This window comes from Brevibacillus sp. HB1.3, from assembly GCF_013186635.1.
In the GTDB taxonomy this organism is placed as follows: Bacteria; Bacillota; Bacilli; order Brevibacillales; family Brevibacillaceae; genus Brevibacillus; species Brevibacillus brevis_D.
The window spans coordinates 70,479-95,480 of record NZ_JABMIT010000015.1; the positions used below are offsets into that span (position 1 = coordinate 70,479).

The following is a 25,002-nucleotide window of genomic DNA, read 5'->3' on the forward strand; positions in this document are numbered from 1 at the left end:
ATGACTATCTATAGTTGCAGAAAATGCAAGTTCCGTTACGACGAGTGGCTAGGTGATACGAAAAATGGCGTCCCGCCTGGAGTGCCTTTTCTTCATTTAGCAGGTTCTGTGTGTACGGAATGTGAGATGAATGAGGAAGGACGGCACTTGCCGCTTCCTGAGACGAAGTACACGAACGTAGAAGCTACGTATTACGATCAGTTTGCCGGAAAGGCTAGCATCGCTTTTTATCGAAACTGGTTGCTGCGAGAAGCGGAGCAATCACCAGTCTCTGTACTGGAGCTGGGTGTTGGAACAGGGAGAATTGCCATTGAGCTGGCACGAAATGGCTTGTCCGTCTGCGGGATCGATTGGAGCCCGGATATGCTTGCGATGGCCACCAAAAAGAAACGGCGCATATTAAAAGGGAAAGAAGAACTGCTGGAGCTGGTAGAACAAAATATGTGGGAGATGGAGCTAGATCGGCTATTTACGCATGTGCTTCTTCCAGAAGGGATATTTCAGCAGGCCACCTGTAGAGACAAGCAACGTCAATTGCTTTCGATCATCCACGATTACATAACAGAGGACGGAACAGTGGCAATTGACTTACTGTTGCCGCCAGTCAAAAATCAATGGGCAACGATGCAACGCAAATTCGTTTTCCCGGATCGCATGGTGTATCAAAAGGTGGAGGGGGAAACCTCGCTTTTGGATCAAAAGTTCCGCTACACGCTTACTTATGAGACTTTTCTTGATCAGATCGAGCAGCCGAGGTATCGCGTAGAGCGCGAGATGGCATTGCTTTTGCCTACAGAGCTTGAGCTGTTATTGGAAGGATCAGGCTTTCGCGTCATCTATAGCAGAGAGAATGTATTCCACAAGCAAGACTTCGAGCCGAGTCAAACGGACGAGGGCTATGATATGGATCGTTGGCAGCATGGTGGGTATCCGTTCGCTGAGCCTGTCGGAACACCGGGTGGAGCTACTCGCTGGACGATTTTGGCGAAAAAAATTTCTTCCTCGACTTTGTAACAAAACGTCTGCTGCTGCATCTAACCAGTGAATGCGAGTGAAGGAGGTCACGCCCTTGGAAAAATTGCAGCCAACGACAGATGCTGCTTTTGAACAAATCATGAGGGAATATGGGACCCGCGTGCTTCGACTCGTCACTTTTCTGGTCAAAGATCGCAGCTTGGCAGAGGATATTACCCAAGATGTCTTCGTTAAGGTGTATCGACATCTTCCACGCTTTCGTCAGGAGAGCAGTGTGCACACGTGGTTATATCGAATCGCGGTTAATGAGTGCAAAGGTTATTTGCGTTCTTGGTCGTTCCGTCATATCCTTCCCCGCTCGTGGATGAGACAGGATGGGGAGCTTTCTACAGAAAGTCTTGTGCTCGATCAAGCCGAGAAGGACCAGCTCGTTGCGGAAGTGTTGCAGCTTTCTCCGCTCTATCGTCAAGTGATTGCCCTTCATTACTATGCGGATTTATCCATCGGAGAGGTGGCTGAGGTGCTAGGAGTAACGGAGGGAACAGTCAGAACTCGGTTGCATAGGGCAAGACAGCAACTACGGCAGAGTATGGGAGAGGGGAGGGACTGGGAATGGACGAAAACCGATGGCTCGCGGATTTAAAGGAACGGGCAGATCAGACCATTTTTCGTGATGTACAGTTCACTGCATCGATGGAAGAGCGAGTGCGGCAGCGGGTGAGGTCTGGGATTGGGTGGATGACTGGCTGGAGGAAGTTAGCCTTGCCGGGCGTTGTGCTGATGATGGGCTTGCTCTTGTGGTTGGTGCTCCCCATTCAGGAGGAGAGACAATCTGCACAGCATGTGATAATGCCTCCGCAACAAGCGACACAAATACCTTCCTTGTTGCCAGGTGGCCAAATCGTCGAAGCCGATTTGTGGAAGCTGTCACCTTCTTTCTCTTCCACTTACGACAATCAGTCCTTTTCTTATTTGGGAGAAAAGCCTGTACGCATCATGACAGATCAGGAAGGTTTCTACGAAGGGCAGACGCAGCGAGTGATATGGCTGTTGAATGGGGACTACGCCCAAGAAGTAGAGATTACTGCTTACAACATCGATGGGACCCGTCTGTCATTGGGTAGCTACGAGGTTTTGGACCCCTTATACGATGCAGATGGTCATTTTCCATCAGGGATCGTGTTGCCTGAACCGGGAAAATGGAAGCTGGAAGCAAGATCAGGAGGCAAACATCTCGGACAAGTTTTTGTCGAGGTGAAAAAAGGGATAGCACCTGCGAACCGTCAATTGGTCGGGCCTATCATTCAGCAGTATTTGGAGACGGAAAGCGATAAGCTGGGGTGGCTGGGAAAATATCGAGAGATAAACGTTGAGCTACTTGGAGTGGAAGCGCCAGACGCTGCGAAGCGAACCGTATACGCTTGGGTGAAAATAACGGGCAGCCATTCTTCCGGGCTCAGTGCACCGATGGTCTTTCAAATTGTCTACAATGGAAATGCTTATCGGGTTACTGACTTCCAAATGCCTGAGGACGGCAGCAACTACCAGAGCAGCCTGCAAAAACTATTTCCACCAAAAGTGCTGGAACAAGTTCAAAATCGATCAAAAACAAACTGAGAATGACAAAACGGACCTTTGCCTAAAAGAAGGTCCGTTTTTCGCTTTTCATGTCTATCCGTAGATTTGAGCACCTATCGCCCAGTACGTCCCATTACGGCGAGGCAGGTTATTCGCATTCGAAACCATTACTGGGGGATGGGAAACCTGTGTGAAGCCGTTTTGTTCCAAATAAGTGTGAAACGCTGCTTGTTCATCAGGTACGTCTATTCGCACACGTCCGGTATGATGCTGTGTCAGCTTGTGAAGGAGGTGTTCAGCCATACCGGCATTCTCTGCGACGATCGGCCCCGCGATCAGATTGACCGGGCCTTGTACGGCGAAGCCATATCCGATGACCTTGCCGGAGAGATTTTTGGCTACCAGACAGGTGCTAGCTTGTCTCATGCGTGTCTCGAGAAAATGAGTGCGACTGCTACCCAGTGCTGCTTTGTCTAATTCAACCACGCTCGAGAAATCGTCCAACTCCATTGGTACAATTTCAAATTCGTCATTCACTTCGTTTTGCAGAGGTGCTTCAAGCACAAAGCGTTCAGCTATAAACTTTCGAATACGATCCACTGTCTGAAACCCGAGATTTTTGTACAATGGCTCTCCTTCAGGAGTTGCAATGAGCATGATCGATGTATCCGTAGAAACAGATGCCATGCACGCCTTCATAAGCTGGCGACCATACCCTTTGCCTTGCGACGAGGGATGGACAATCACCATACCGATGCTCGCAAGCTTGTCATCGTACGGGATGATAGCCGCACATGAAAGTAGGGTGCCATTCGCTTCTTTGTGACCGAATGCGGTTCCGATAGACAGAATTGTGCGAATTTCCGATTCGTCGTAATCCCAGCCTACGGAATTAGATAAGGAAATGAGTCCGGGAATATCCGCTATCGTTAAGGAATGCAAGCAAGAGTCAACGCTGTTCACTTTGATCATTCTCCGTTTCCTTCTTTGCGTTCACGGCGATATCGCCGAAGAGATCGTTCAATGCTTCCGCCAATTTTGTACGTGTAGCGGCCAAGCGGTTCGCAGCTCCATGTTCCTGTAGTGGGTCGCTCCACGTGAACCCGTCATGATGAAACCGTGGGATCACATGCATATGAAAATGATTCAGATCGTTAAAAGCACCGCCGTTTTGACAAATGGTAATGCCATCGGGCTTGTACAACTTGTTAAGGGCATGGGATAGAGATGTGACTGCCTCGCATACCTTTTGTATCGTACATTCATCCAAGTCTGTCCATTCTACGAAATGCTGCTTCGGAAGAATGAGTACATGACCTTCCGAAAAAGGATCGATATCCAATAGGCACGCCACCCATTCGTTTTCAAAGACGATATGCGATTCTACGATTCTATGGGTCAACCGACAGCCCAAACAATCGGCTTGCTGTGGATTCATGCCTAGCCACCTCCATGCTAATTACCACTTTAGCACAGGAAAAGTTTGGATACGAGAAAAAGGAGGCAAATGCCTGATTCTCTTTGGTTGCTCTTTATATCATCGGTTTGTTATAATTACTGTTAGTGTATTTTTTGCGAGGCGCAATCTGAACGTTTGAATGGATTCGCGTGGGAGGGAACGAACAACACATGGATCGTCGTGAAAGACAAAAAAGGATACGAAATTTTTCCATCATCGCCCACATTGACCATGGAAAGTCTACGCTGGCAGACCGCATTTTGGAGCTGACCGGTGCTTTGACTGCACGTGAGATGGAAGCCCAGTTTCTTGACACGATGGAGCTGGAAAAAGAGCGCGGGATTACAATTAAGCTCAATGCCGTGCGTTTGAACTATAAAGCAGATGACGGTGAGGAGTACATTCTCCACCTGATTGACACCCCTGGACACGTCGACTTTACGTATGAAGTATCCCGTAGTTTGGCTGCCTGTGAAGGAGCTATCCTCGTCGTGGATGCGGCACAAGGGATCGAAGCCCAGACATTGGCTAACGTGTATTTAGCGTTGGACAGCAACTTGGAGATCATCCCGGTCATCAACAAAATCGACCTGCCGAGCGCAGAGCCTGAGCGCGTGAAGCAAGAGGTGGAAGACGTGATCGGTCTGGATGCCAGCGATGCGGTTCTGACTTCTGCCAAAGCAGGTATCGGGATTAAAGAAGTACTGGAAGCTGTTGTGCAAAAAGTACCTGCTCCAGAGGGAGACTCGGATGCACCTCTCCAGGCTTTGATTTTCGACTCCTATTTTGATGCGTATCGTGGCGTTATTGCCTCCATCCGTGTCATTAACGGAACCTTGAAAAAGGGTATGAAGATCAAAATGATGGCGACAGGCAAGTCGTTCGAGGTAACCGAAATCGGTACATCAACTCCACGCCAAACGCAAGTAGAAGAATTGACGGTTGGAGATGTAGGCTACGTAGCTGCTTCCATCAAAACTGTGGGAGACACCAGTGTGGGGGATACCATTACAGATGCGAATCGCCCTGCAGCTGAACCGCTACCTGGTTACCGCAAGATCAACCCAATGGTTTTCTGCGGCTTGTACCCAATCGAAACGAACGAGTATAACGATCTGCGCGATGCATTGGAAAAGCTCCAGCTAAACGATGCGTCCCTGCAGTTTGAGCCGGAGACTTCCCAAGCACTTGGCTTTGGTTTCCGTTGTGGTTTCTTGGGACTTCTGCACATGGAGATCATCCAGGAGCGGATCGAACGGGAATTCAACATTAACTTGATTACGACCGCGCCGAGCGTTATTTATCGCATTACCAAAACGAACGGCGAAGTATTCGAAATCGACAACCCGTCCAAAATGCCGGAAGCACAAAAGATCGAAATGGTCGAGGAGCCTTACGTTACGGCTACAGTCATGGTGCCGAAAGAATACGTTGGTGATGTTATGCAGTTGTGCCAAGGTAAACGCGGTGAGTTTCTTGACATGCAGTACCTGGGTGAGAACCGCGTGCAGCTGAAGTACGACATGCCATTGTCTGAGATCGTCTACGATTTCTTTGACATGCTGAAGTCCGGAACAAAAGGATATGCATCCTTTGACTACGAGCTGGGTGGCTACAAAGCTTCCAAGCTGGTGAAAATGGATATTCTCCTCAACAGCGAAGTGGTGGATGCTCTGTCGTTTATCGTACACAAAGATACGGCTTATGCTCGCGGTAAAGTCATTTGCGAAAAGCTGAAGGAATTGATTCCACGTCAGCAATTCGAGGTGCCGATTCAAGCGACCATCGGACACAAGGTTGTCGCTCGTGAAACAATCAGTGCGTTGCGTAAAAACGTTCTTGCTAAATGTTACGGTGGGGACATCTCGCGTAAGCGCAAACTGCTCGAAAAGCAAAAAGAAGGAAAGAAGCGCATGAAGTCTGTCGGTTCCGTAGAGGTACCACAAGAAGCATTTATGGCTGTATTGCGCATGGATGATAAGAAGTAGCAGCTCTCCCCCCACCAAAAAGCCACCAATGGGCGAAATGGTGGGGGATTTATTTTTTTATACATAAGTTACTCGAAGGTTAACGGTATGAAATGAGATGTAGAATGCGACGACATAGGCAGAATTTTTAAATCTGCTTCTGTCGTCTTTCTTTTTGGCACATTCCGTTCTGATGACATGAAAACCCGACCCTGTGGAGGATCGAGTGGTCACCAAGGATGTGGTGGTTGGGGATGATTCGTTACAGGTGGTATCGCTGGTGGATGTGGATTGATTGGGGGAAGTGGTAAAGGAGTTGGGGGGTGAGGATCGAGGCTGTGTGGTGGCCAAGGAGTTGGTGGATGAGGGACTTCATTCGATGGCGGGAATTCTGGATTCGGTAAGTTACAATCTGGTGGACAGTTAGATTTTGCTTGGGAATCGTTATTGGTTGGTGACAATCAGAACTACCTCCTTTACTTGTTTGTAGTATCAAGTATTTGAAAGATCATTATACAAATGGTTTAGGGACGAAAGTAATAGCAAAGGGTACCGCCAACAATATGGAGGTACCCTAAGTGGGTTCTATTTTACAAGTTCGTTCTGCGCTCGATAACTTTCGATTACATTTTGATACCCGGGAAGGTGACTGGCCAGTAAAGCACCAAAACCTTCGACGTCGTTGCGCCAATCCCGTTGTAACTCGCATGCTACACTAAACCAGTTCATAAGCTGCGCACCAGCATGTGCCATGCGCATTAACGAGGCTTCCGCTACCTGTTTGCTGAAAGTGCCAGAAGCGTCGGTGACGATAAATGCTTCATACCCTGCATGAAGAGCGGAAAGTGCGGGGAAGCTTACGCAAACATCGGTAACCACACCAGCAATGATAAGTTGCTTCTTGCCAGTTGCCTGAATTGCTTTTACAAAATCCTCATTATCCCACGCATTGATCTGTCCTGGACGTGCAATCTTAGGAGCGTCTGGAAAGAGTTCGACGAGCTCCCTTATTAATGGACCGTTTGGACCGTTTTCGAAGCTCGTGGTAAGAATGACAGGCAAATTGAAAAATTTCGCGGTCTTTGCTAAAGCCAGAATATTGTTCTTGAATTCATCAACCCCGTAATCACGGACAAGTCCAGAGATAAGACCGGTTTGATGATCAATCAGAAGAACAGCAGCATCATTTTTAGAAATACGGGAATAGAGATCAGCCATTTAATAATCCTCCTCAAAAACAAGTAACAACTTTAACATGTCTATTCGAAATGAAACGTTTCATTCACGAATTTGAACAAACTGCTTAAAACGATAGATTCTGTTTTATTCCCGCGCTTTCACATCATGTTTGACTCGATATAGAAAAATACACTATGATAATCAAACTGTTACAAATGCTTGCAGTATCAATGTTTGCAGTCGATTCTCTCATTTACTGTGTTACAATAAAATAACGAGGTCGATCAAAGGCGTATATGGCTGTTTTACGCATAGATGATAAGAACTAGGCCTGACCTTGTGTCAGGTCTTTTCCATTAAAAAGGAGGGAAAGGGACATGATGCCACAATCGGTTTACATTCACATTCCCTTTTGTACGAATAAATGTTACTACTGTGACTTCAACTCATTTGTGACGAACAATCCGCAGCTCATTTGGGATTACTTAGACGCATTGAAAAGCGAAATGGAGATCACCTTCAACCAGCAGCCGATTGAGCAGGTGAAAACGATTTTTGTCGGCGGAGGAACACCTACGTTTCTCGATCATGCTCAAATGCGCGCGTTTTTGGAAATGGTACAAAATCAATTGGGCAAGTACTGGACGGATGATATCGAGTTCTCGATGGAAGCGAATCCGGGAACGACAGACGTGGAGAAGCTGCGGATCATGCGTGAGCTGGGTGTCAATCGGCTGAGCTTTGGTGTACAGTCCTTTGACGACGCGCTCTTAAAACGACTGGGACGAATCCACGATCAGGAAGCCGTGTACCGCAGTATCGATAATGCGAAAAAAGTAGGCTTCGACAACTTCAGCATCGACCTGATGTTTGGATTGCCGGATCAGACACTTGACATTTTCCGTCAGACATTGGACAAGGCATTTGGGCTAGGTACCACCCATTTCTCCGCGTACAGTCTCAAGGTGGAGGAGAACACGCTGTTTCACACGCTCTATCAAAAGGATCAGCTGCCACTGCCATCTGAAGAGACGGAGCTTGAGATGTACATGGTATTAATAGAAGAGATGGAGCGGCATGGGTACAAGCAGTATGAAATCAGCAATTTTGCAAAACCGGGCTTCGAGAGCAAACATAATAAAACCTATTGGCTCAATCGTGAATACTATGGGTTGGGTGCAGGTGCCCACGGTTATGTGTGCGGTCACCGACACGTGAATGCTGGCCCGCTTGCGATTTACTTGCAGAAGTGCAAGGAAGGGCTGCCGCGTGTAGAACAATTCGAGGTACCGCGCGAGGATGCCATGGAGGAACAAATGATTTTGGGACTGCGTTTGAGAGAAGGAGTTGACCTTTCGGCGTTTGCGTCCCGTTTTGGCGCAACTGTTCATGATGTTTTTGGGACAATAATAGAAGATGAGGTAGCCAAAGGAATGCTGGAAGAACAGGACGGGTTTTTGAAGCTGACGAAACAGGGGCTTCCGCTAGGAAATGAGGTATTTGCGCGCTTTCTTCGTTAAGGAAAAAGTAAAACTCGCGAAAAATGAGATTTTTTGTCTATAGAACTAGCTCAAGTTCGTTGACAAATCCTTCTACTATTGATACCTTAGTATATAGATTTAGCACTCGATAAGCATGAGTGCTAACAATCCAACAGGAGGCGAGAGACATCCATGTTATCTGACCGTCAACAAATGATTTTAAATGCGATTGTCGATAATTACATTCATTCTGCCGAACCTGTTGGCTCCCGAACCATTTCCAAACGGGACGACATCGGATTCTCTTCGGCAACGATACGCAACGAGATGTCTGACTTGGAGGAGCTGGGATACTTAGAACAGCCCCACACATCGGCGGGACGTGTTCCTTCTACAAAAGGATACCGCTTCTACGTCGATAACCTGATTCAGCCTCATCTTTTGGAGGAAACGGAGTTGGGTAAACTAAAACAGTTGTTTGCCGAACGTATTCTCCACGCAGAACAAGTGGTAGAGTACACTGCCCAAATTCTCTCTCAGCTGACAAACTACACGGCGATTGTCTTGGGACCAGAGATTTTTGAGCATCGGTTAAAACATATTCAAATCGTTCCTCTCAATGCTGAACAGGCTGTCGCGATTGTGGTGACACATACCGGACGAGTGGAGAACAAGCTGATCGATCTTCCAGAAGGCATAGGGGCCGGGGAAATCGAGAAACTCGTCAATCTGTTGAATGCAAAGCTGACCGACGTGCCACTATGGCAGCTTCGGCAACGTCTTTATCAAGAGATTTCCGGTGAAATGCAACGTCATACGGAGCAGTATGAAGAAATTCTTCAGCTCCTCAACAACTCGCTGACACAAGAAGAAGAACGCGTATACTTACGCGGTGCGACCAAGATCATGAACCAGCCGGAATTCCGAGACGTAGATAAAGTCAAGGATATTCTCGAGCTATTAGAGCAGCACGATCAATTAATGAATGTGATCGGAATGCAGGGTGATGGTCTCACGGTACGCATCGGGCAGGAAAACCAGCTAGACGCGATTAAGCAATGCAGTATTATTACCACTTCATACTCGCTTGGAGGCAAGCCAGTTGGAATGGTGGGGATACTTGGGCCGACGCGAATGGAATACGGCAAGGTCATTACTGTACTCAATCATTTGGCGGAAGGCCTATCGCGCATGCTGACTTCGCAGTTTGAGAAATAAATGGAGTGAATGGCAACACAGTCTTTTGACTGGAAAAGCCGCCAGGAGGTAGTGACGTTGAGCGAGGAAAAAGTAACGCAAGACCCGACTCTCGAGGAAGAACAAGTAGCAAAGGACGCAGATCAAGCAGAAGCAACCGAGATGAACTGGGAGCAAGAGGCTGCTCACTGGAAGGCTCAGGCTGAGGATCACCAAAACCGCATGCTGCGTGCCATGGCTGACATGGATAACCTTCGCCGCCGTGTTCGCAAAGAGCAGGAAGATCTGGCTAAGTACGCTTCACTGAAAATCGTGGAAGAGCTTCTGCCAGTCCTCGATAACTTCGAGCGAGCACTTGCCGCTGACAAGGAATCCATGACAGTAGAATCCCTTCTGGAGGGTGTCAACATGGTATACCGTCAGATGGTCCAAGTTTTCGATAAAGAAGGCTTGGCTGCAATCGAGGCACAAGGAAAACCATTTGACCCACACATCCACCAGGCGGTTATGCAAACACAAAACCCTGAGTTTGAATCGGGCGTTGTGGTAGCCGAGCTGCAAAAAGGATATATGTTCAAAGACCGCGTCGTTCGTCCGGCGATGGTTCAAGTGAACGAGTAATCTCAAAAAAAAGTAAATTCACTAGACGTAAGTGTTAGGAGGACATTTTGTATGAGTCGCGTAATCGGAATTGACTTGGGAACAACCAACTCTTGTGTAGCAGTAATGGAAGGCGGCGAGCCAGTCGTTATTGCCAATGCGGAAGGTAACCGCACCACACCATCCGTAGTAGCATTTAAAAACGGCGAGCGCATCGTTGGGGAAGCGGCAAAACGCCAAGCGATCACCAATCCAGACAATACCGTAATCTCCATCAAGCGCCACATGGGTAGCGCCCATAAAGAAACGCTGGAAGGCAACCAGTACACACCTGAGCAAATCTCTGCTATGATCCTGCAAAAGCTGAAAGCGGACGCTGAAGCCTACCTTGGTCAATCTGTGACGCAGGCAGTGATTACGGTTCCAGCTTACTTCAATGACAGCCAACGCCAAGCAACAAAAGATGCTGGTAAAATTGCTGGCTTGGAAGTACTGCGTATCGTGAACGAACCAACCGCAGCTGCACTTGCATACGGTATGGAGAAAACAGAAGACCAAACTGTTCTCGTATTTGACTTGGGCGGCGGTACCTTTGACGTATCCATTCTCGAATTGTCCGATGGCTTCTTCGAAGTAAAAGCAACGTCCGGTGACAACAAACTGGGCGGAGACGACTTCGACGATGTTGTGATGAACTACCTGGTGAGCGAATTCAAAAAAGAGCATGGCATCGACCTGTCCAAGGATCGCATGGCTCAACAACGTTTGAAAGATGCTGCGGAAAAAGCGAAGAAAGACCTCTCCGGCGTATTGACTACGACCATTTCCCTGCCGTTCATTACAGCAGATGCAACAGGTCCAAAGCACTTGGAGATGAACCTGACTCGTGCGAAGTTCGAAGAGCTGTCTGCCGAGCTGGTTGAGCGTACAATGGGCCCAACTCGTCAAGCGCTGAAAGACGCTGGTCTGACTCCAAGCGAACTGGATCGTGTTATCCTGGTTGGTGGTTCTACTCGTATCCCAGCGGTACAAGAAGCAATCAAGAAATTTACAGGAAAAGAACCACATAAAGGTGTGAACCCAGACGAAGTAGTAGCACTGGGCGCGGCTGTTCAAGCGGGCGTACTGACTGGTGACGTGAAAGACGTCGTTCTTCTCGACGTAACTCCACTGTCCCTCGGTATCGAAACATTGGGTGGCGTATTCACCAAGCTGATCGATCGCAACACGACGATCCCAACAAGCAAATCCCAAGTGTTCTCTACAGCTGCGGACAACCAAACATCTGTAGAAATTCACGTTCTCCAAGGGGAGCGTCAAATGGCAGGCGACAACAAATCGCTCGGACGCTTCAACTTGTCCGATATCCCGCCAGCGCCACGCGGCATCCCGCAAATCGAAGTATCCTTCGATATTGACGCGAACGGTATCGTAAACGTACGTGCAAAAGACCTGGGTACAGGTAAAGAGCAACGTATCACGATCACTTCTAACTCTGGTCTGTCCGACGATGATATCGATCGTATGGTAAAAGATGCTGAGTTGAATGCAGAAGCGGACAAACAACGCAAAGAGCAAGTAGAAATTCGCAACGAAGCAGACCAACTCGTATTCACGACTGAGAAAACACTCAAAGAAGTAGAAGGCAAGATCGACCAAGCTGAAATCGATCGCGCTAACGCTGCGAAAGATAAAGTAAAAGCTGCTCTGGAAGGCGGCAACTTCGAAGAGATCAAGACAGCGAAAGATGAACTGTCCGAGATCATCCAACAAATTTCGGTGAAGCTCTATGAGCAGGCAGCTCAAGCGCAAGCAGCACAAGGCGGCGGCGCTGAAGGTCAAGAGCCGAAGAAAGACAATGTCGTTGATGCTGACTACGAAGTGGTAGACGATAAAAAGTAACACGCTGGAACTGTGAGGGGAGAAATTTCTTCCCTCACTTCCCACGATGTGACCCATGAAAGTCAAAGTCACGGAATGCTGACTTTGACTTTTTTTCAAGTCTGTCACATGCTATGATAACAGTTGACTGTCATGGGAGTGATGTTGGAGATGAAACGTGATTTATACGAGGTTCTCGGCGTAGCTAAGGACGCGGACGCGGATGAAATCAAAAAAGCGTATCGCAAGCTGGCACGTCAGTACCATCCGGATGTAAATAAAGAGGCTGACGCGGAAGAAAAGTTCAAAGAAGTGAAGGATGCGTACGACATCCTGTCCGAGCCACAAAAGCGTGCGCAGTATGACCGTTTTGGTCACCAAGACCCGAATCAGGGCTTCGGTGGCGGAGGCTTTGACGGATCAGGCATGGGCGGCTTCGGAGATATTTTTGATATGTTCTTCGGTGGCAACGGCAGACGTGCGAATCCAAATGCGCCTCGCAAAGGATCTGATCTGCAATTTGGCCTCAGCATTGATTTTATCGACGCGATTTTTGGAAAAGAAACCGACGTGGAAATTCCAAAAGAAGCAGAATGCGATACATGCCTTGGTTCTGGCGCGAAGCCTGGTTCCGGTGTCGATACATGTAAGACTTGTAGTGGTACAGGACAGCAAGAAGTGGTGGCGAACACGCCGTTCGGCCGAATCGTCAACCGCCGTGTTTGCTCGACTTGCGAAGGCAAAGGGAAAGTTGTCAAAGAAAAATGTTCAACTTGCCGTGGAAGTGGACGTGTCAAGGTACGCCGCAAAATTCATCTCAACATCCCAGCAGGTGTGGACGATGGAGCACAACTGCGCGTAACTGGCGAGGGTGAACCGGGCGCAAACGGTGGGCCTCCTGGGGATTTGTACGTCGTATTGCGCGTGAAGAGCCATGAGTTTTTCGAGCGTGAAGGAAATGATATCTACTGTGAGGTTCCGCTTACTTACGCACAGGCAGCACTTGGAGATGAGATCGAAGTGCCGACTGTCGACGGTCGCGTGAAGTTGAAGATCCCGGCAGGTACCCAAACAGAAACATTCTTCCGCTTGCGTGGAAAAGGTGTTCCGCATTTGCGTGGGAACGGCCGCGGTGATCAGCATGTGAAAGTGCGCGTTATTACGCCGACCAAGCTGAGCGATAAACAAAAGGAATTGTTGCGTGAGCTCGCCGAACTGTCTGGAGAAAAACCAGGACAGCACGGAGGAGAAGACGAAGGCTTTTTCGAAAAAATGAAACGGGCATTCCGCGGCGAGTAATCCGTCGCGGTTTTGTCCGCTTTTTACCTAAAGTTTCATGTAGCGAAGTCGATTAAATGAAAAGCCCGATTGGGAGCTTATGTGGGGAGTGGTAGATTCGTGAAATGGTCAGAAATCAGTATCCATACTACAGCGGAGGCTACGGAGGCGGTGTCAAGCCTCTTGTATGAATTGGGTGCCAATGGTGTCGTAATTGAAGACCCGGAGGTGCTCTATCGTGAGTGGGATACCCCCTTTGGCGAAATCTACCAGCTTTCTCCTGATGATTTTCCGGCCGAGGGCGTATTCGTTAAGGCATACCTGCCGGTTGACAGCAGCGAGCTGTTAGATGTTGTAGAAGAATTGAAAGAGCAGCTGGCGCAGTTGATCGAGTACGGTTTGGATATCGGCAAGGCATCGATTGCTGTAAACGATGTCCATGAAGATGAATGGGCCCACGCCTGGAAAAAATACTACAAACCGGTTCATGTATCGGATCGCATGACCATCAAGCCAGTATGGGAAGAGTACGTGCCGAAGCATCCAGATGAGATCATTATCGAAATGGACCCAGGTATGGCATTTGGAACAGGTACACATCCGACGACCATTCTTTGTCTGCGTGCACTCGAGAAGTATATGGCAAAAGGCGATCAGGTGTATGATGTTGGGACAGGCACAGCCATTTTGAGTATTGCTGCCATCAAGCTCGGAGCAAAAGATGTGCTAGCGATGGACTTAGATGAAGTAGCTGTGCGCTCTGCACAGGCCAATACCGAACTGAACGGTGTGCATGAGCATATCAACGTGAGACAAAACAACTTGCTCGACGGCATCGAGGAGCAGGTGGAAGTGGTCGTGGCTAACATTTTGGCTGAGGTCATCGTGCGTTTCACCGACGATGTATTCCGCGTGCTGAAGCCAGGTGGAACCTTTATCTCGTCAGGTATTATTGCTGCGCGTGAAGCGGATGTGAAAGCGGCGTTGGCGGCTTCAGGTCTTGAGATCGTGGAAACCATTTTCATCGATGACTGGGTAGCAATTGTAGCAAAAAAACGATAGAATAGTGGGGTTGACGAGATGCAACGATATTTTGTCGAGCCACATTCCTTTACTGAGAATGAGCTAACGATTGTCGGAGACGACGTACACCATATCGTAAATGTAATGCGTGCTCGGGAAGGCGAAGAAATCATCGTTTCTGATGGAGCGGGCAGGTCTGCACGGGCCAAGCTTGTCTATCTTTCTGCGAAGGAAGTACGGGCAGAAGTAATGGAAATGCTTCAGGAAGAGCGAGAACTGCCGATCCGGGTCACAATTGGTCAGGGGCTTCCAAAAGGCGAGAAGCTGGAGTGGATTTTGCAAAAGGGGACGGAACTTGGGGCGTACTCCTTTTTCCCGTTTTCTTCTGAGCGAACCATTGTAAAGCTGGACGCCAAAAAAGAAGCGAAAAAACTGGAGCGTTGGCGCAAAATCGTTAAAGAGGCTGCTGAACAGTCTCATCGTGCTGTTTTGCCAGAGCTTTTATCTCCTGTTTCATTTCGTGAGATACTTGAAGCTGGCCAATCGTATACGCATTGTGCAATTGCTTATGAAAAAGAGGGCAGTACCACGATTCATCAAGTGTTAGAAGAGATGACTGTGAGTGATTCACTTCTCGTCCTCGTTGGACCGGAGGGAGGCTTCTCTCCTGAGGAAGTTGCCCAAGCAGAGAGCAAAGGGTTCCTGACGGTTTCCCTCGGCCCGCGTATTTTACGCACGGAAACAGCAAGCCAGTACGTATTGGCCTGCGCTTCCTATCAGTTTGAACGAAAGGCTTCATCACTTCACAAAGGATGAGCAGGAACGAAACGGTCATGACCGTTTTCGTTGACCGCAAGCGGTCACATCCACTTTTATGAAAAACGGAGAGACGTTTTTCACACAAAAGGAGGAATGGCAATGTCTACCGTTGCTTTTCATACATTGGGCTGCAAAGTAAACAGCTATGAGACAGAGGCCATCTGGCAATTGTTCAAGGCTGACGGCTATGAGAGAGTCGACTTTGAACAAGAAGATGCAGATGTTTACGTGATTAATACTTGTACGGTTACGAATACGGGAGATAAGAAGAGCCGCCAAGTAATTCGTCGTGCGATTCGCCGGAATCCTGAGGCGATCGTTGCCGTAACGGGCTGCTACGCGCAAACCTCTCCAAGTGAGATTGCGCAAATTCCTGGTGTAGATATCGTAGTTGGTACACAAGGACGCGAGAAGCTGATCGAGTACGTCGATCAAATTCGCGCAGAACGCACGCCGATCAATGCAGTAGGCAACATTATGAAAGCTCGCGACTTCGAAGAGCTGGATGTTCCTAACTTCACGGATCGCACACGTGCGTCCCTCAAGATTCAAGAGGGCTGCAACAACTTTTGTACGTTTTGTATTATTCCTTGGGCACGCGGCCTGATGCGTTCCCGCAAACCGGAGAGCGTCGTCGAACAGGCCCAAAAGCTAGTGGAAGCGGGCTACCTGGAAATCGTTTTGACTGGGATTCATACAGGTGGATACGGCGAAGATTTGGAAGACTACAATTTGGCCAAGCTGTTGGTTGACCTTCATCAGGTGGAAGGCCTCAAGCGCATCCGCATCAGTTCGATCGAGGCAAGCCAAATCACCGATGAAGTGATCGAGGTCATCAACAACTCCGATCGTGTTGTACGCCATCTGCATGTACCGCTGCAAGCGGGCGATGACGAAGTGTTGAAGCGAATGCGCCGCAAGTATACGACTGCTGAGTTTTACGAAAGAATGGTCAAAGTACGCGAAGCATTGCCAGGAGCAGCGATTACGACAGACGTCATCGTAGGCTTCCCGGGTGAGACCGAAGAGCAATTCTGGAACGGATACGAGTTTATGAAGAAAATCGGTTTCGCCGAGATGCACGTATTCCCATACTCCATGCGTACAGGTACACCAGCAGCGCGTATGACGGATCAAATTCCTGAAGAGGAAAAGAACGAGCGCGTTGCGAAGCTTCTTGAGCTCAATAAGGAACTGACCTTGGCATACTCCAAGAAATTCGTAGGGGATGTACTGGAAGTCATTCCAGAGCGTCCGTTTAAAGAAGCACCTGATAGCGGTCTTCTGATGGGCTATTCGGACAACTACCTGAACGTCGTCTTCCCTGGCGATGAGAGCATGATCGGCAAGATTTGCAAGGTCAGACTGGATGAACCAGGCTCGGAATACTGCAAAGGGACTTTTGTTCGCGTAGTGGAAACAGAGGCGTTGCCTTACCTGAAGGAGCGAGCTATATGAGGGAGATATCAGCAGGGGGCGTTGTATACCAGAAGCAAGACGCCGAGTACATGCTCCTATTGATTGAAGACCGCTATGGCAAGGTAACACTCGCAAAAGGTAAGCAGGAGATGGGCGAGACCATCGAAGAAACGGCTCTGCGCGAAGTTTTGGAAGAAACAGGCGTAGCCGGACGATTGGGATCCAAGCTCGACATGATCACTTATGTGTATACACATCCAGTCACGGGCGAATCCATCGACAAAGAAGTCCATTATTATTTGGTGGAAGCTTACAATACGGAGATCACCGTGCAGCTAGAGGAAATCAATGATGTCCATTGGCATTCTGCAAAGGAAGCATGGGATTTGCAACTGCAACGGGGATACCGTAACAATGACAGCATTTTTCGCCTTGCGTTCGAACAATTAGGGATAGAGGTGTAGTTCTATGAACATGAACAAATATATCGACCACACGCTGTTGAAGCCTGATGCTACACAAGAGATGATTGACAAGCTGTGCCAAGAAGCAAGAGAGCATGACTTCATGTCTGTATGTGTAAACCCTTATTGGGTAAAACGCTCTGCTGAACTCTTGGCAGGTTCTGATGTAAAAGTGTGCACGGTTATTGGTTTCCCTCTGGGAGCGAGCACAATCGAGTCCAAAGCAGCCGAAACCCGCGATGCGATTGCAAACGGAGCGACTGAGGTAGATATGGTACTGAACGTAGGTGCCCTGAAATCCGGCGACCTGGAAACTGTCAAAAAAGACATCGCTGCTGTGAAGCAAGCGGCTGGCGATATTCTCTTGAAAGTGATTCTGGAAACTTGCCTCTTGACCGAAGAAGAAAAAGTAGTTGCATGCAAGCTCTCCGTAGAGGCTGGTGCTGATTACGTAAAAACCTCCACAGGATTTTCAACAGGTGGAGCAACGGTTGAAGATATCGCCCTGATGCGTAAAACCGTAGGACCAAACGTAGGCGTAAAAGCGTCTGGTGGCGTTCGTGACGGTGAAACAGCGGTTGCGATGATCGAAGCAGGCGCGAGCCGTATCGGTACGAGCTCCGGTGTTTCCATTGTAACAGGAGCAAAAACAACAGGCAGCGGATACTAATACCAAAGAAAAGCCTGGCCGAGGTAAGGCCGGGCTTTTTCCGTCCTGCATGCTGAAGTTCCTATAGAGAGAGGATAGGGAGCGGGGAGGAGATTAGCAAAATGAAATTTGTTAAAGGAATCGTCATCCTGTTGGCTTTTTATGGGGTAGGCGTAGCTGCGAGCAAATGGCTGCATATTCCCCTGCCCGGGAACCTGGTGGGAATGTTGCTATTAACACTGGGACTGTGTATGGGATGGATACGAATGGATTGGGTGGAACAAGCGGGTACATTTTTAATTAGACACATGTTGCTCTTTTTCGTACCGATCATTGTCGGAGTTGCTTCCTATTTAAACGTATTCACACAAAACCCATTACCAATCATACTATCGATGGTTCTTGGTCCATTGCTAGTCATGCTTGTGACTGGTGTGGTTGTGCAATGGTATATGAAGCATCATAAACAAAAATCAGAATCGTCCTTGCCGCAAGAGGGGAGGACTTTGGATGCTTAGTCCATTTTTCGCCATTTTGGTATCGATAGCAGGGTACAAAGGCGCTACCATGATCAACGCTCGATTCCATCGATTGCAGCCTCTTTTGGTGGCTGTGATCTTGGTTTGGACCATGTGGTGGGCATTTAGCGGTGATTGGGAGGCGTTTGCTGCCGGAGGATCGTGGATTTCCTTTTGGCTCGGTCCTGCAACGGTGGCACTCGCTATTCCGCTGGCTAAACAGATCAAGGAATTTGCTCATATTTGGCGCGGTGTGTTACTTGGTGTATGTGCAGGCTGTGCAGTTGCGATCTTTGTCGTTATGGCGGTTCATTGGTGTCTGGGCTCAGATGAGCTCGTATACAAAAGTATGCTGAGTAAATCCGTGACCACCCCCATTGCGTTGGAGCTGAGCCGTTCCATAGGTGGGGAGCCTGCACTTGCAGCCTTTTTTACCGCGCTAACAGGGATGGTCGGTGTCATGATTGCCCGTCCTGTTCTCAAATGGGGAAAAATCACCGATGATTGGGCAATCGGGATCGCAATCGGTACGAGTGCACACGCCATTGGTACGGCTAGCTTGAACCGCGTTTCCCCTGTTCAAACGGCAGCGTCCAGTGTCGCGATGATCGTGGCAGGCGTCATTACTTCCATCTACTTGATACCATTTTCTTTCTAAAGGTGAGGTCAGTAGGACGACGCTTATCAGGGATCAGCCATTGAATAAACCGGGCGATTTGCGGCACGAATGGCAGCGCAACTAGAGAGCAGACGAGATTGAAGATCGTCTGTGAATGGGCGATTTGCATAGAAGGACTATCCGTTAAAAAGGCACTGACGAGGGCAAGCTGGGAAAGAAACGGTAAAAAAACAATCGCGCCTGCGACGTTGAAGAGCGTATGGCACCATGCGACCTGTTTAGATGCCGTATTCGTGCCAATAGCAGCGATGACAGCAGTAAAGCAAGTTCCGACGTTCGCGCCCAATACGATGGCAAGTGCCGTTTCCATCGAAAGAATTTGATGACTGAGTAGGCCCATCGTGATCACGGTTGTAGCGGAACCGCTATGAATGAGCGCGGTGAAAATGACCCCGGTAATCAAACCGATCCAGATGGAATGGCTGCTCTCCAGAAAAAGCGAACGAAACGTCTCGGACTGCTCCAAAGGCTTCGCCATGACTTTCAATGTATCGATGCCGAGGAAGATCAGTCCGAAGCCAGCGACGACAAGACCAATGCAACGAATGTTTCGGCGCGGCATCAGCCAAAGGGCCACTCCGATAAGAAGCATGGGGATGGCAAAAGACTCGAGTTTGAGCGCAACCAGCTCCGTGGTCACGGTCGTGCCCAGATTGGTTCCCAAAATGATGCCAACGGTTTGTGTGAACTGGATGATACCTGCGTTCGTCAGCCCAATCGTCAGGACGGTTACCGCACTGGAGCTTTGCAAGACAAAAGTAGCGAAAAGACCAATCCAGAAGCTATGGAGTGGGGTGCGAGTAAAGCGCCCCATCCATTCTTCCATTTTTTTGCCGGCGAGGTTTTGAAAGCCGGAGCGCATGGCATACATACCGAAAAGAAAAAACGTGAGCCCAAAGGTAAAAGGGGCGAGGATGGAGACTATCACAAGATACGTTCCTCCCTGTCCATTTTTAGCAAGTTACTATAACGCTATGCCTGTACAGGGGCAAGCATGACAAAGAGGAGGAATAGCTGAATGGCACGTGTGCTATTGAATCAACATCGGAAAAAGCGGCTAGAAGTAGGACATCCGTGGATTTTTCAATCAGAGGTATTAGAAATTCAAGGGGATGTAGAACCGGGTGAAATCGTCGAGGTCACCAATCACAAAGGCCATTTCTTGGCAAAGGGCTACATCAACCCAGCTTCACAAATGATCGTACGCATTTTGAGCTACGACCAAAAGGAAGAGATCGACTACGACTTTTTCTTGCGGAAAATCAGGGAAGCGGCAGAATTCCGGACGAGATTTGTGGACAACCCACGGGCTTGCCGTGTGATTTACGGGGAAGCTGACTTTTTGCCCGGCCTCATCGTCGATCGTTACGAGTATACATTGGTTGTCCAAGTCCTCTCATTGGGGATGGAGAAGCGCATTGATTGGATTCGGGATGCACTGGTAGAGGTATTTGCACCGACTGGTATTTATTTGCGCAATGATGTACCTGTCCGTGAACTGGAAGGGCTCACACAGGGCAAAGAGGTCCTGTACGGAGAGTGTCCGCGTGAAGTATTGATCGAAGAAAACGGATTGAAATACTATGTGGATATCGTAGAGGGGCAAAAGACGGGCTTTTTCTATGATCAGCGGGAAAATCGCGCCTCCATCGCGCCATTGATGAAAGGCTGGGGCGAAAAGCACGGCATTTCCCTGACGAGCATGGAAGTAGACGGCGAGACAAAGCAGGTGCCTGTAGACAAGCGGGGGAAAGTGGTCAAAAATCCGTTTTGGGATGGCGCTGAGGTATTGGAATGCTTTACACATACGGGTTCCTTTACTCTGAACGCATGCAAGCATGGTGCGAAAAAAGTGACAGCTCTCGATATTTCCGAGCACGCTATCGAAACAGCCAAGCGAAACATTACACTCAATGGCTTCTTGCATCGTGTTGATTTTGTGGTGGCGAATGCGTTTGATTACCTGCGTGAAAATGTAGAGGCAGGCAAGAGCTGGGATGTAGTCATTCTTGACCCGCCAGCGTTCGCGAAATCGCGTGGAGCAGTGAAAGGCGCTTGCCGCGGTTACAAAGACATTAACTTAAACGGAATGAAGCTCGTTCGTCAGGGCGGCTTTCTCGTTACCGCGTCTTGCTCGTACCATATGTCACCTGAGCTGTTCCTGCAAACGATTCAAGAGGCAGCAGTCGATGCGAAAAAGATATTGCGCCTGATTGAATGGCGAGGAGCGGGTAAGGATCACCCGCAAATCAGTGGGGCAGATGAGGCTCATTACTTGAAATTTGCCATCTTTGAAGTAAGAGATCGTCGATAGAGAAAAAGAAAAACAGCGTCCGCATTAAAACGGCGCTGTTTTTTTTTGGCTTTTTGTCTGATTTAAGAAGTTGGTTTTTCAAAAATCAATTCGAAGTATTTGGCGATACCATCGCCCCCGATGCTTGGAGCAAAGATTTGCACCAAACGCCAGCCTTCTTTGGCGTGCTCGTGGACAACGGTCTGATAATCTTCTTTTGGTTGGCGTCGAAAAGAGGACAGCTCAACTCGGACGAATTTGTATTCAAACATGTTCTTTCCCCCCGCTTGTATCGTCTCTCTTTTTATACGCGCGACGAGCGGAAAGAGTTGCACAAAGAATGTGAATCATTTCGAATGAAGAAATAAGTGCTCATGACAATTGCTTGTCATTTTTTACACGCCTGACGAGATCGAGTGCCTCCTTGAACCCCAGCTCCTTGCCTAAAAAGACTTGTCCTTCGGCGGGGGTAGAAGCGCGGGCCTGGCTTAAGTTCTGAAGCTCGTGGGTCAAGAGATGCTCGACCAGATATAGCTGTACCTGACCAATTTCCCGTTCACTTTTCCGATCACGCTCCTTGAATTTAGCCCGCTGTTGACTTTCCTCCACGTACTTGTCAATATCATCCTCCAAAAAATGCGAGGCATTGCAGATGATGTGGCGGTAGTCATCCGTCTTAGAGGGAATGGTACGGATGGTGTGACCGAGATGGGCGAGGAGAAATTTGTTCAAGACGATTGGGTCACGGGTGTAGTTGTTATGCAGCAGGGAATATTCCCCCAAAAAAGAACCGCTGTCCTTATCATAGCTGTGCAATAAAGTGTAAGAAGAGCAGTACGTGCAGTACAGTAAATAATCTCTCATGGAAATCCCTCCAAAAAATAGCTCCATGACAGGAATTTTATTTATATCGTATGAGAAAAAACGTGAGCAGGTGATACTTGCTTCTCTTGTTTTTGGCGTTTGGTTTGTGTATGCTAAATGACGGGCTCGGCCCGGTAAATAGAGCAGATGTTGGGCTTTTGCATAGCATAGGAGAGAGTAGAAACTGGGTAGACTCTCCGGGTATCGTACGGAGGGGAAAGGAGCATGACACAGATGGGAAATCAAAAGATTCGACTGGGCATTATTTATGGAGGAAAATCCTCAGAGCATGAAGTTTCATTGCGTACGGCCATGTCCATTATGCAGGCTGTAGATGCAAATAAATATGAGGTAACCCCTGTGTACGTTCAATTGGATGGCTCATGGGTGACTGGAGAGACACTGGCAGGTCAACTGCCGGATAAGATCGAAGCGTTGCGCTTATCGGCAAAAACACCAGTTAGTAACGAGGCAACAGAGACAGGGCAAGAGCTGGCAGTAACAAGCAAGTCAGGATCGCTGTTTGCCATGAATGAGCAAATGGATGTTGTTTTCCCTGTAGTTCACGGACCATTTGGCGAAGATGGGACGATTCAAGGACTGCTGGAATTGGCGAATATCCCGTACGTGGGAACCGGAGTAATGGCTTCCGCTGTCGGAATGGATAAATGGATGATGAAGACCGTCTTTGCACAAGCTGGACTTCCGCAAGTGAAATATGTAGGCTTGCTGCGCTCTCAATGGGAAAAAGGCCAGGACGATGTCATGGATCGGATTGAGCGTGAACTCGGCTATCCGTGTTTCGTCAAACCGGCGAACATGGGCTCCAGCGTAGGGATTAATAAAGCGAAAAATCGTGAGGAGCTCAAGCACGCATTAGATGTAGCTGCCAAATTCGACCGCAGATTGATCGTGGAAGAGTTCGTTCAAGTTCGTGAGTTGGAGATTGGCGTTTTGGGGAATGAAGAGCTAATGACATCTGTCGTTGGGGAAGTTATTGCCGCTAAAGAATTTTACGATTATGAAGCCAAGTACAAAGGGGCGGGAACAGAGCTTTCCATTCCTGCCATCGTTCCTGAGCATGTATCCGAACAGATCGCGGAAATAGCCAAGCAGGCATTCCAAGCACTCGATGGCTCTGGCCTTACCCGTGTAGACTTTTTCTGGGATGAGAAAAACGACAAACTCTATATCAATGAAGTGAATACGATGCCAGGCTTTACGCCGTTTAGCATGTATCCAATGCTCTTCCAAGCTGCGGGTGTGGGCTACAGCGAGCTGATCGATCGTCTGGTACAACTCGCTATCGAGCGACATGCGGATAAAGGTCGCAACGTCGTAGATGCGGAAGAGTTGGATTAATCATGAGAAAAAAGATGCTGATGAATCGGCATCTTTTTTCTTTTTGTATAAAATTAGGTAACCAAATGGTAATGGGGCACGTCTGAGTATTGATAACAGATTAGGAGGACCTTAATGAAAAACAGTTCTTGCTCTCATGTTTGCTAGCTACTCTGCTAAGTTCCTTTTTTCCTGGACAGACGGGTGCAGCCATTCCTACATCACAGGACCCGCGAAAACCTGACATGGTTACGGTTTATCATGCGACCCCGGATGGAAAGACCAAAAAAATCCAAACCAACATGCCCTTGATTCATCGCGCCAGCATTTCACCCTCAGGGAGATTTGTGTACGGAGAACGAATCGGGTATGGTAAGGAAGATCCGACAATGCCTTTCCTGTACGACATTCAGACGAAAAAGCTGATGCAATTGTCGGGCATTGCCAAGTGGTCAAACAAGCAGGACGTACTGTACATCCGTGAAAATGACGGAATCGTCAAGCTTACAACGATAGACGGTAAAAAGACTGTGCTCGTTCCGGGCATTGTCCCGTATCCAGTGCTCGATTTTGCGATTTCACCGGATGAACAGTACTTGGCTTTTACCCGCAAAGATGAAAAAGCTGCTGATTCAAAAGGTAGTGCTCATCTTTACATTCAACATCTGCCAACGCTCCAAATCAAAAAGCATGATCAATATGAGTGGAGACCAGACAAATCTGCACTGGAAGAGAAGTATTATTGGATGCCAAATTCTAAAAAGCTGTTTTACCTAACGAAAGAAGCTTTCAAAGAATTGGACATGCCCACTGGGATGAAAACAGATCACAAAACGACCGCTCTTCCCTCATACTCCAGCGATATGAAGTATCAGTATATCAAGACAGAACAAGAAGAATATGTGCTGGATTTGCAAACGGGGAAAAAGAACTTTCTAAGGGTCGAAGGGGAGTACACAGCAGCCCTGCTGAGAATCCTCTGGTCGCCAATTGGCCATCAGTTTGCTGCTGAACAACTTTTGACCTGGTCCAGTTCCCAGGATAATTACATGTTGATGTTCGTCTTCAATGAACCGAACAAATACGGAAATCCTTTCGGAAATCATGCAAATCCCGGGCTGTTGAGCACCTACATGATGGATAAGGACAATTATCAACTGATTGGTTAGGCAGGTGATGGTAAATCATTTTATTTTGCTGATCTTGCTTCTACTCATATCTACGATTTTGGTCCGGGCAAGATTAACTGGGAAACGTATGAATTTTATGAAAAACGTTAGCTTGTAAGCACGCAGGGAGATAGTCTTTGTCTATGCAGACCAGATGGACTAATCATGA

General features: G+C 48.2%; 26 protein-coding genes. 20 read left to right on the top strand and 6 right to left on the bottom strand.

All coding sequences use genetic code 11. The annotated features are described in order from the left end of the window. Genes HPY31_RS25910 through HPY31_RS25920 form a run of 3 tightly spaced genes read left to right on the top strand, consistent with a single transcriptional unit; the run spans position 1 to position 2,592 of the window. Positions 1–1,014: a methyltransferase domain-containing protein gene (locus HPY31_RS25910; RefSeq protein WP_172143006.1), complete on the top strand. Its 1,014-nt coding sequence runs from the start codon at positions 1–3 to the stop codon at positions 1,012–1,014. A 55-nt stretch (positions 1,015–1,069) separates the two neighbouring features. Then, a complete protein-coding gene (locus tag HPY31_RS25915) occupies positions 1,070–1,618 on the top strand; it encodes a sigma-70 family RNA polymerase sigma factor (RefSeq protein WP_041749358.1) in 549 nt (182 codons plus the stop codon). Further along, the gene (locus HPY31_RS25920; RefSeq protein WP_172143007.1) at positions 1,588–2,592 is read left to right on the top strand and encodes a hypothetical protein; all 1,005 of its coding nucleotides are present in this window, start codon (positions 1,588–1,590) and stop codon (positions 2,590–2,592) included. The genes HPY31_RS25915 and HPY31_RS25920 overlap by 31 nt, the downstream gene beginning before the upstream one ends. Before the next feature lie 54 nt (positions 2,593–2,646). On the opposite strand, the gene HPY31_RS25925 is transcribed toward HPY31_RS25920, so the two are convergent. Further along, positions 2,647–3,525 (bottom strand): GNAT family N-acetyltransferase, encoded by an 879-nt coding sequence (locus HPY31_RS25925; protein ID WP_172143008.1) that lies wholly within the window; start codon positions 3,523–3,525, stop codon positions 2,647–2,649. After that, a complete protein-coding gene (locus tag HPY31_RS25930) occupies positions 3,503–3,991 on the bottom strand; it encodes an HIT family protein (protein WP_172143009.1) in 489 nt (162 codons plus the stop codon). Before HPY31_RS25930 ends, HPY31_RS25925 begins: the two co-directional genes overlap by 23 nt. A gap of 191 nt (positions 3,992–4,182) precedes the next feature. On the opposite strand from HPY31_RS25930, the gene lepA reads away from it, so the two are divergent. Further along, the gene (lepA, locus tag HPY31_RS25935; RefSeq protein ID WP_172143010.1) at positions 4,183–6,000 is read left to right on the top strand and encodes a translation elongation factor 4; all 1,818 of its coding nucleotides are present in this window, start codon (positions 4,183–4,185) and stop codon (positions 5,998–6,000) included. 283 nt (positions 6,001–6,283) lie between these two features. Beyond that, positions 6,284–6,406, top strand: a complete 123-nt coding sequence (locus tag HPY31_RS29075; RefSeq protein WP_256434435.1) for a hypothetical protein — start codon at positions 6,284–6,286, stop codon at positions 6,404–6,406. A gap of 158 nt (positions 6,407–6,564) precedes the next feature. On the opposite strand, the gene ycaC is transcribed toward HPY31_RS29075, so the two are convergent. Beyond that, positions 6,565–7,197, bottom strand: a complete 633-nt coding sequence (gene ycaC / locus HPY31_RS25945) for an isochorismate family cysteine hydrolase YcaC (RefSeq protein WP_016742610.1) — start codon at positions 7,195–7,197, stop codon at positions 6,565–6,567. Positions 7,198–7,535: 338 nt separating this feature from the next. On the opposite strand from ycaC, the gene hemW reads away from it, so the two are divergent. The 12 genes from hemW to HPY31_RS26005 all read left to right on the top strand — a co-directional run bounded on the left by hemW (position 7,536) and on the right by HPY31_RS26005 (position 19,145). Then, complete coding sequence (gene hemW, locus HPY31_RS25950) at positions 7,536–8,678, top strand: radical SAM family heme chaperone HemW (protein ID WP_172143011.1); 1,143 nt, start codon at positions 7,536–7,538, stop codon at positions 8,676–8,678. Between the two features lie 153 nt (positions 8,679–8,831). After that, the gene (hrcA, locus tag HPY31_RS25955) at positions 8,832–9,857 is read left to right on the top strand and encodes a heat-inducible transcriptional repressor HrcA (RefSeq protein ID WP_012685738.1); all 1,026 of its coding nucleotides are present in this window, start codon (positions 8,832–8,834) and stop codon (positions 9,855–9,857) included. A gap of 9 nt (positions 9,858–9,866) precedes the next feature. After that, the gene (grpE, locus tag HPY31_RS25960) at positions 9,867–10,457 is read left to right on the top strand and encodes a nucleotide exchange factor GrpE (protein ID WP_142495768.1); all 591 of its coding nucleotides are present in this window, start codon (positions 9,867–9,869) and stop codon (positions 10,455–10,457) included. Positions 10,458–10,508: 51 nt separating this feature from the next. Continuing rightward, entirely contained in the window at positions 10,509–12,338 is a 1,830-nt protein-coding gene (gene dnaK / locus HPY31_RS25965; RefSeq protein WP_172143012.1) for a molecular chaperone DnaK, read from the top strand. Positions 12,339–12,488: 150 nt separating this feature from the next. Next, entirely contained in the window at positions 12,489–13,616 is a 1,128-nt protein-coding gene (dnaJ, locus tag HPY31_RS25970; protein ID WP_012685741.1) for a molecular chaperone DnaJ, read from the top strand. Positions 13,617–13,715: 99 nt separating this feature from the next. Beyond that, the gene (gene prmA / locus HPY31_RS25975; protein ID WP_064202878.1) at positions 13,716–14,657 is read left to right on the top strand and encodes a 50S ribosomal protein L11 methyltransferase; all 942 of its coding nucleotides are present in this window, start codon (positions 13,716–13,718) and stop codon (positions 14,655–14,657) included. A gap of 18 nt (positions 14,658–14,675) precedes the next feature. Continuing rightward, a complete protein-coding gene (locus HPY31_RS25980; RefSeq protein WP_172143013.1) occupies positions 14,676–15,434 on the top strand; it encodes a 16S rRNA (uracil(1498)-N(3))-methyltransferase in 759 nt (252 codons plus the stop codon). Between the two features lie 102 nt (positions 15,435–15,536). Further along, positions 15,537–16,895: a tRNA (N(6)-L-threonylcarbamoyladenosine(37)-C(2))-methylthiotransferase MtaB gene (gene mtaB, locus HPY31_RS25985; RefSeq protein WP_172143014.1), complete on the top strand. Its 1,359-nt coding sequence runs from the start codon at positions 15,537–15,539 to the stop codon at positions 16,893–16,895. After that, a complete protein-coding gene (locus HPY31_RS25990) occupies positions 16,892–17,320 on the top strand; it encodes an NUDIX hydrolase (RefSeq protein ID WP_064202879.1) in 429 nt (142 codons plus the stop codon). Before mtaB ends, HPY31_RS25990 begins: the two co-directional genes overlap by 4 nt. A gap of 4 nt (positions 17,321–17,324) precedes the next feature. Then, positions 17,325–17,990, top strand: coding sequence for a deoxyribose-phosphate aldolase (gene deoC, locus HPY31_RS25995; protein ID WP_012685746.1), 666 nt, complete (start codon positions 17,325–17,327; stop codon positions 17,988–17,990). A gap of 101 nt (positions 17,991–18,091) precedes the next feature. Continuing rightward, complete coding sequence (locus tag HPY31_RS26000) at positions 18,092–18,487, top strand: CidA/LrgA family protein (protein ID WP_012685747.1); 396 nt, start codon at positions 18,092–18,094, stop codon at positions 18,485–18,487. Continuing rightward, positions 18,480–19,145, top strand: a complete 666-nt coding sequence (locus HPY31_RS26005) for an LrgB family protein (RefSeq protein WP_016742616.1) — start codon at positions 18,480–18,482, stop codon at positions 19,143–19,145. Before HPY31_RS26000 ends, HPY31_RS26005 begins: the two co-directional genes overlap by 8 nt. Here the strand turns inward: HPY31_RS26005 and HPY31_RS26010 are convergent. Continuing rightward, positions 19,111–20,094, bottom strand: a complete 984-nt coding sequence (locus HPY31_RS26010; RefSeq protein ID WP_012685749.1) for a Na/Pi cotransporter family protein — start codon at positions 20,092–20,094, stop codon at positions 19,111–19,113. The genes HPY31_RS26005 and HPY31_RS26010 overlap by 35 nt on opposite strands. Before the next feature lie 90 nt (positions 20,095–20,184). Here HPY31_RS26010 and HPY31_RS26015 point away from each other — a divergent pair, with 90 nt between their 5' ends. Beyond that, on the top strand, positions 20,185–21,480 hold the full coding sequence (locus tag HPY31_RS26015; protein WP_172143015.1) for a class I SAM-dependent rRNA methyltransferase: 1,296 nt from the start codon (positions 20,185–20,187) through the stop codon (positions 21,478–21,480). 62 nt (positions 21,481–21,542) lie between these two features. Here the strand turns inward: HPY31_RS26015 and HPY31_RS26020 are convergent, their stop codons facing one another. Continuing rightward, positions 21,543–21,731: a DUF4177 domain-containing protein gene (locus HPY31_RS26020; protein ID WP_016742618.1), complete on the bottom strand. Its 189-nt coding sequence runs from the start codon at positions 21,729–21,731 to the stop codon at positions 21,543–21,545. Between the two features lie 100 nt (positions 21,732–21,831). Further along, complete coding sequence (locus HPY31_RS26025; protein WP_012685752.1) at positions 21,832–22,323, bottom strand: hypothetical protein; 492 nt, start codon at positions 22,321–22,323, stop codon at positions 21,832–21,834. Positions 22,324–22,557: 234 nt separating this feature from the next. Here HPY31_RS26025 and HPY31_RS26030 point away from each other — a divergent pair, with 234 nt between their 5' ends. Continuing rightward, the gene (locus HPY31_RS26030; RefSeq protein WP_172143041.1) at positions 22,558–23,685 is read left to right on the top strand and encodes a D-alanine--D-alanine ligase; all 1,128 of its coding nucleotides are present in this window, start codon (positions 22,558–22,560) and stop codon (positions 23,683–23,685) included. A gap of 281 nt (positions 23,686–23,966) precedes the next feature. Further along, positions 23,967–24,833, top strand: a complete 867-nt coding sequence (locus tag HPY31_RS26035) for a hypothetical protein (protein WP_253901954.1) — start codon at positions 23,967–23,969, stop codon at positions 24,831–24,833. Positions 24,834–25,002: the final 169 nt, after the last annotated feature.

Bases quoted from the DNA above. Each gene is read 5' to 3' on its own strand.
- HPY31_RS26015 (WP_172143015.1), top strand. From the start codon at position 20,185: ATGGCACGTGTGCTATTGAATCAACATCGGAAAAAGCGGCTAGAAGTA.
- HPY31_RS25990 (WP_064202879.1), top strand. From the start codon at position 16,892: ATGAGGGAGATATCAGCAGGGGGCGTTGTATACCAGAAGCAAGACGCC.
- deoC (WP_012685746.1), top strand. From the start codon at position 17,325: ATGAACATGAACAAATATATCGACCACACGCTGTTGAAGCCTGATGCT.
- dnaJ (WP_012685741.1), top strand. From the start codon at position 12,489: ATGAAACGTGATTTATACGAGGTTCTCGGCGTAGCTAAGGACGCGGAC.
- HPY31_RS25930 (WP_172143009.1), bottom strand. From the start codon at position 3,991: ATGAATCCACAGCAAGCCGATTGTTTGGGCTGTCGGTTGACCCATAGA.
- HPY31_RS26035 (WP_253901954.1), top strand. From the start codon at position 23,967: ATGCCCTTGATTCATCGCGCCAGCATTTCACCCTCAGGGAGATTTGTG.
- HPY31_RS26020 (WP_016742618.1), bottom strand. From the start codon at position 21,731: ATGTTTGAATACAAATTCGTCCGAGTTGAGCTGTCCTCTTTTCGACGC.
- lepA (WP_172143010.1), top strand. From the start codon at position 4,183: ATGGATCGTCGTGAAAGACAAAAAAGGATACGAAATTTTTCCATCATC.
- grpE (WP_142495768.1), top strand. From the start codon at position 9,867: ATGGCAACACAGTCTTTTGACTGGAAAAGCCGCCAGGAGGTAGTGACG.
- HPY31_RS26005 (WP_016742616.1), top strand. From the start codon at position 18,480: ATGCTTAGTCCATTTTTCGCCATTTTGGTATCGATAGCAGGGTACAAA.
- HPY31_RS26030 (WP_172143041.1), top strand. From the start codon at position 22,558: ATGGGAAATCAAAAGATTCGACTGGGCATTATTTATGGAGGAAAATCC.
- hemW (WP_172143011.1), top strand. From the start codon at position 7,536: ATGATGCCACAATCGGTTTACATTCACATTCCCTTTTGTACGAATAAA.
- HPY31_RS25920 (WP_172143007.1), top strand. From the start codon at position 1,588: ATGGACGAAAACCGATGGCTCGCGGATTTAAAGGAACGGGCAGATCAG.
- hrcA (WP_012685738.1), top strand. From the start codon at position 8,832: ATGTTATCTGACCGTCAACAAATGATTTTAAATGCGATTGTCGATAAT.
- HPY31_RS26025 (WP_012685752.1), bottom strand. From the start codon at position 22,323: ATGAGAGATTATTTACTGTACTGCACGTACTGCTCTTCTTACACTTTA.
- mtaB (WP_172143014.1), top strand. From the start codon at position 15,537: ATGTCTACCGTTGCTTTTCATACATTGGGCTGCAAAGTAAACAGCTAT.
- HPY31_RS26000 (WP_012685747.1), top strand. From the start codon at position 18,092: ATGAAATTTGTTAAAGGAATCGTCATCCTGTTGGCTTTTTATGGGGTA.
- HPY31_RS25910 (WP_172143006.1), top strand. From the start codon at position 1: ATGACTATCTATAGTTGCAGAAAATGCAAGTTCCGTTACGACGAGTGG.
- HPY31_RS25980 (WP_172143013.1), top strand. From the start codon at position 14,676: ATGCAACGATATTTTGTCGAGCCACATTCCTTTACTGAGAATGAGCTA.
- HPY31_RS25925 (WP_172143008.1), bottom strand. From the start codon at position 3,525: ATGATCAAAGTGAACAGCGTTGACTCTTGCTTGCATTCCTTAACGATA.
- ycaC (WP_016742610.1), bottom strand. From the start codon at position 7,197: ATGGCTGATCTCTATTCCCGTATTTCTAAAAATGATGCTGCTGTTCTT.
- dnaK (WP_172143012.1), top strand. From the start codon at position 10,509: ATGAGTCGCGTAATCGGAATTGACTTGGGAACAACCAACTCTTGTGTA.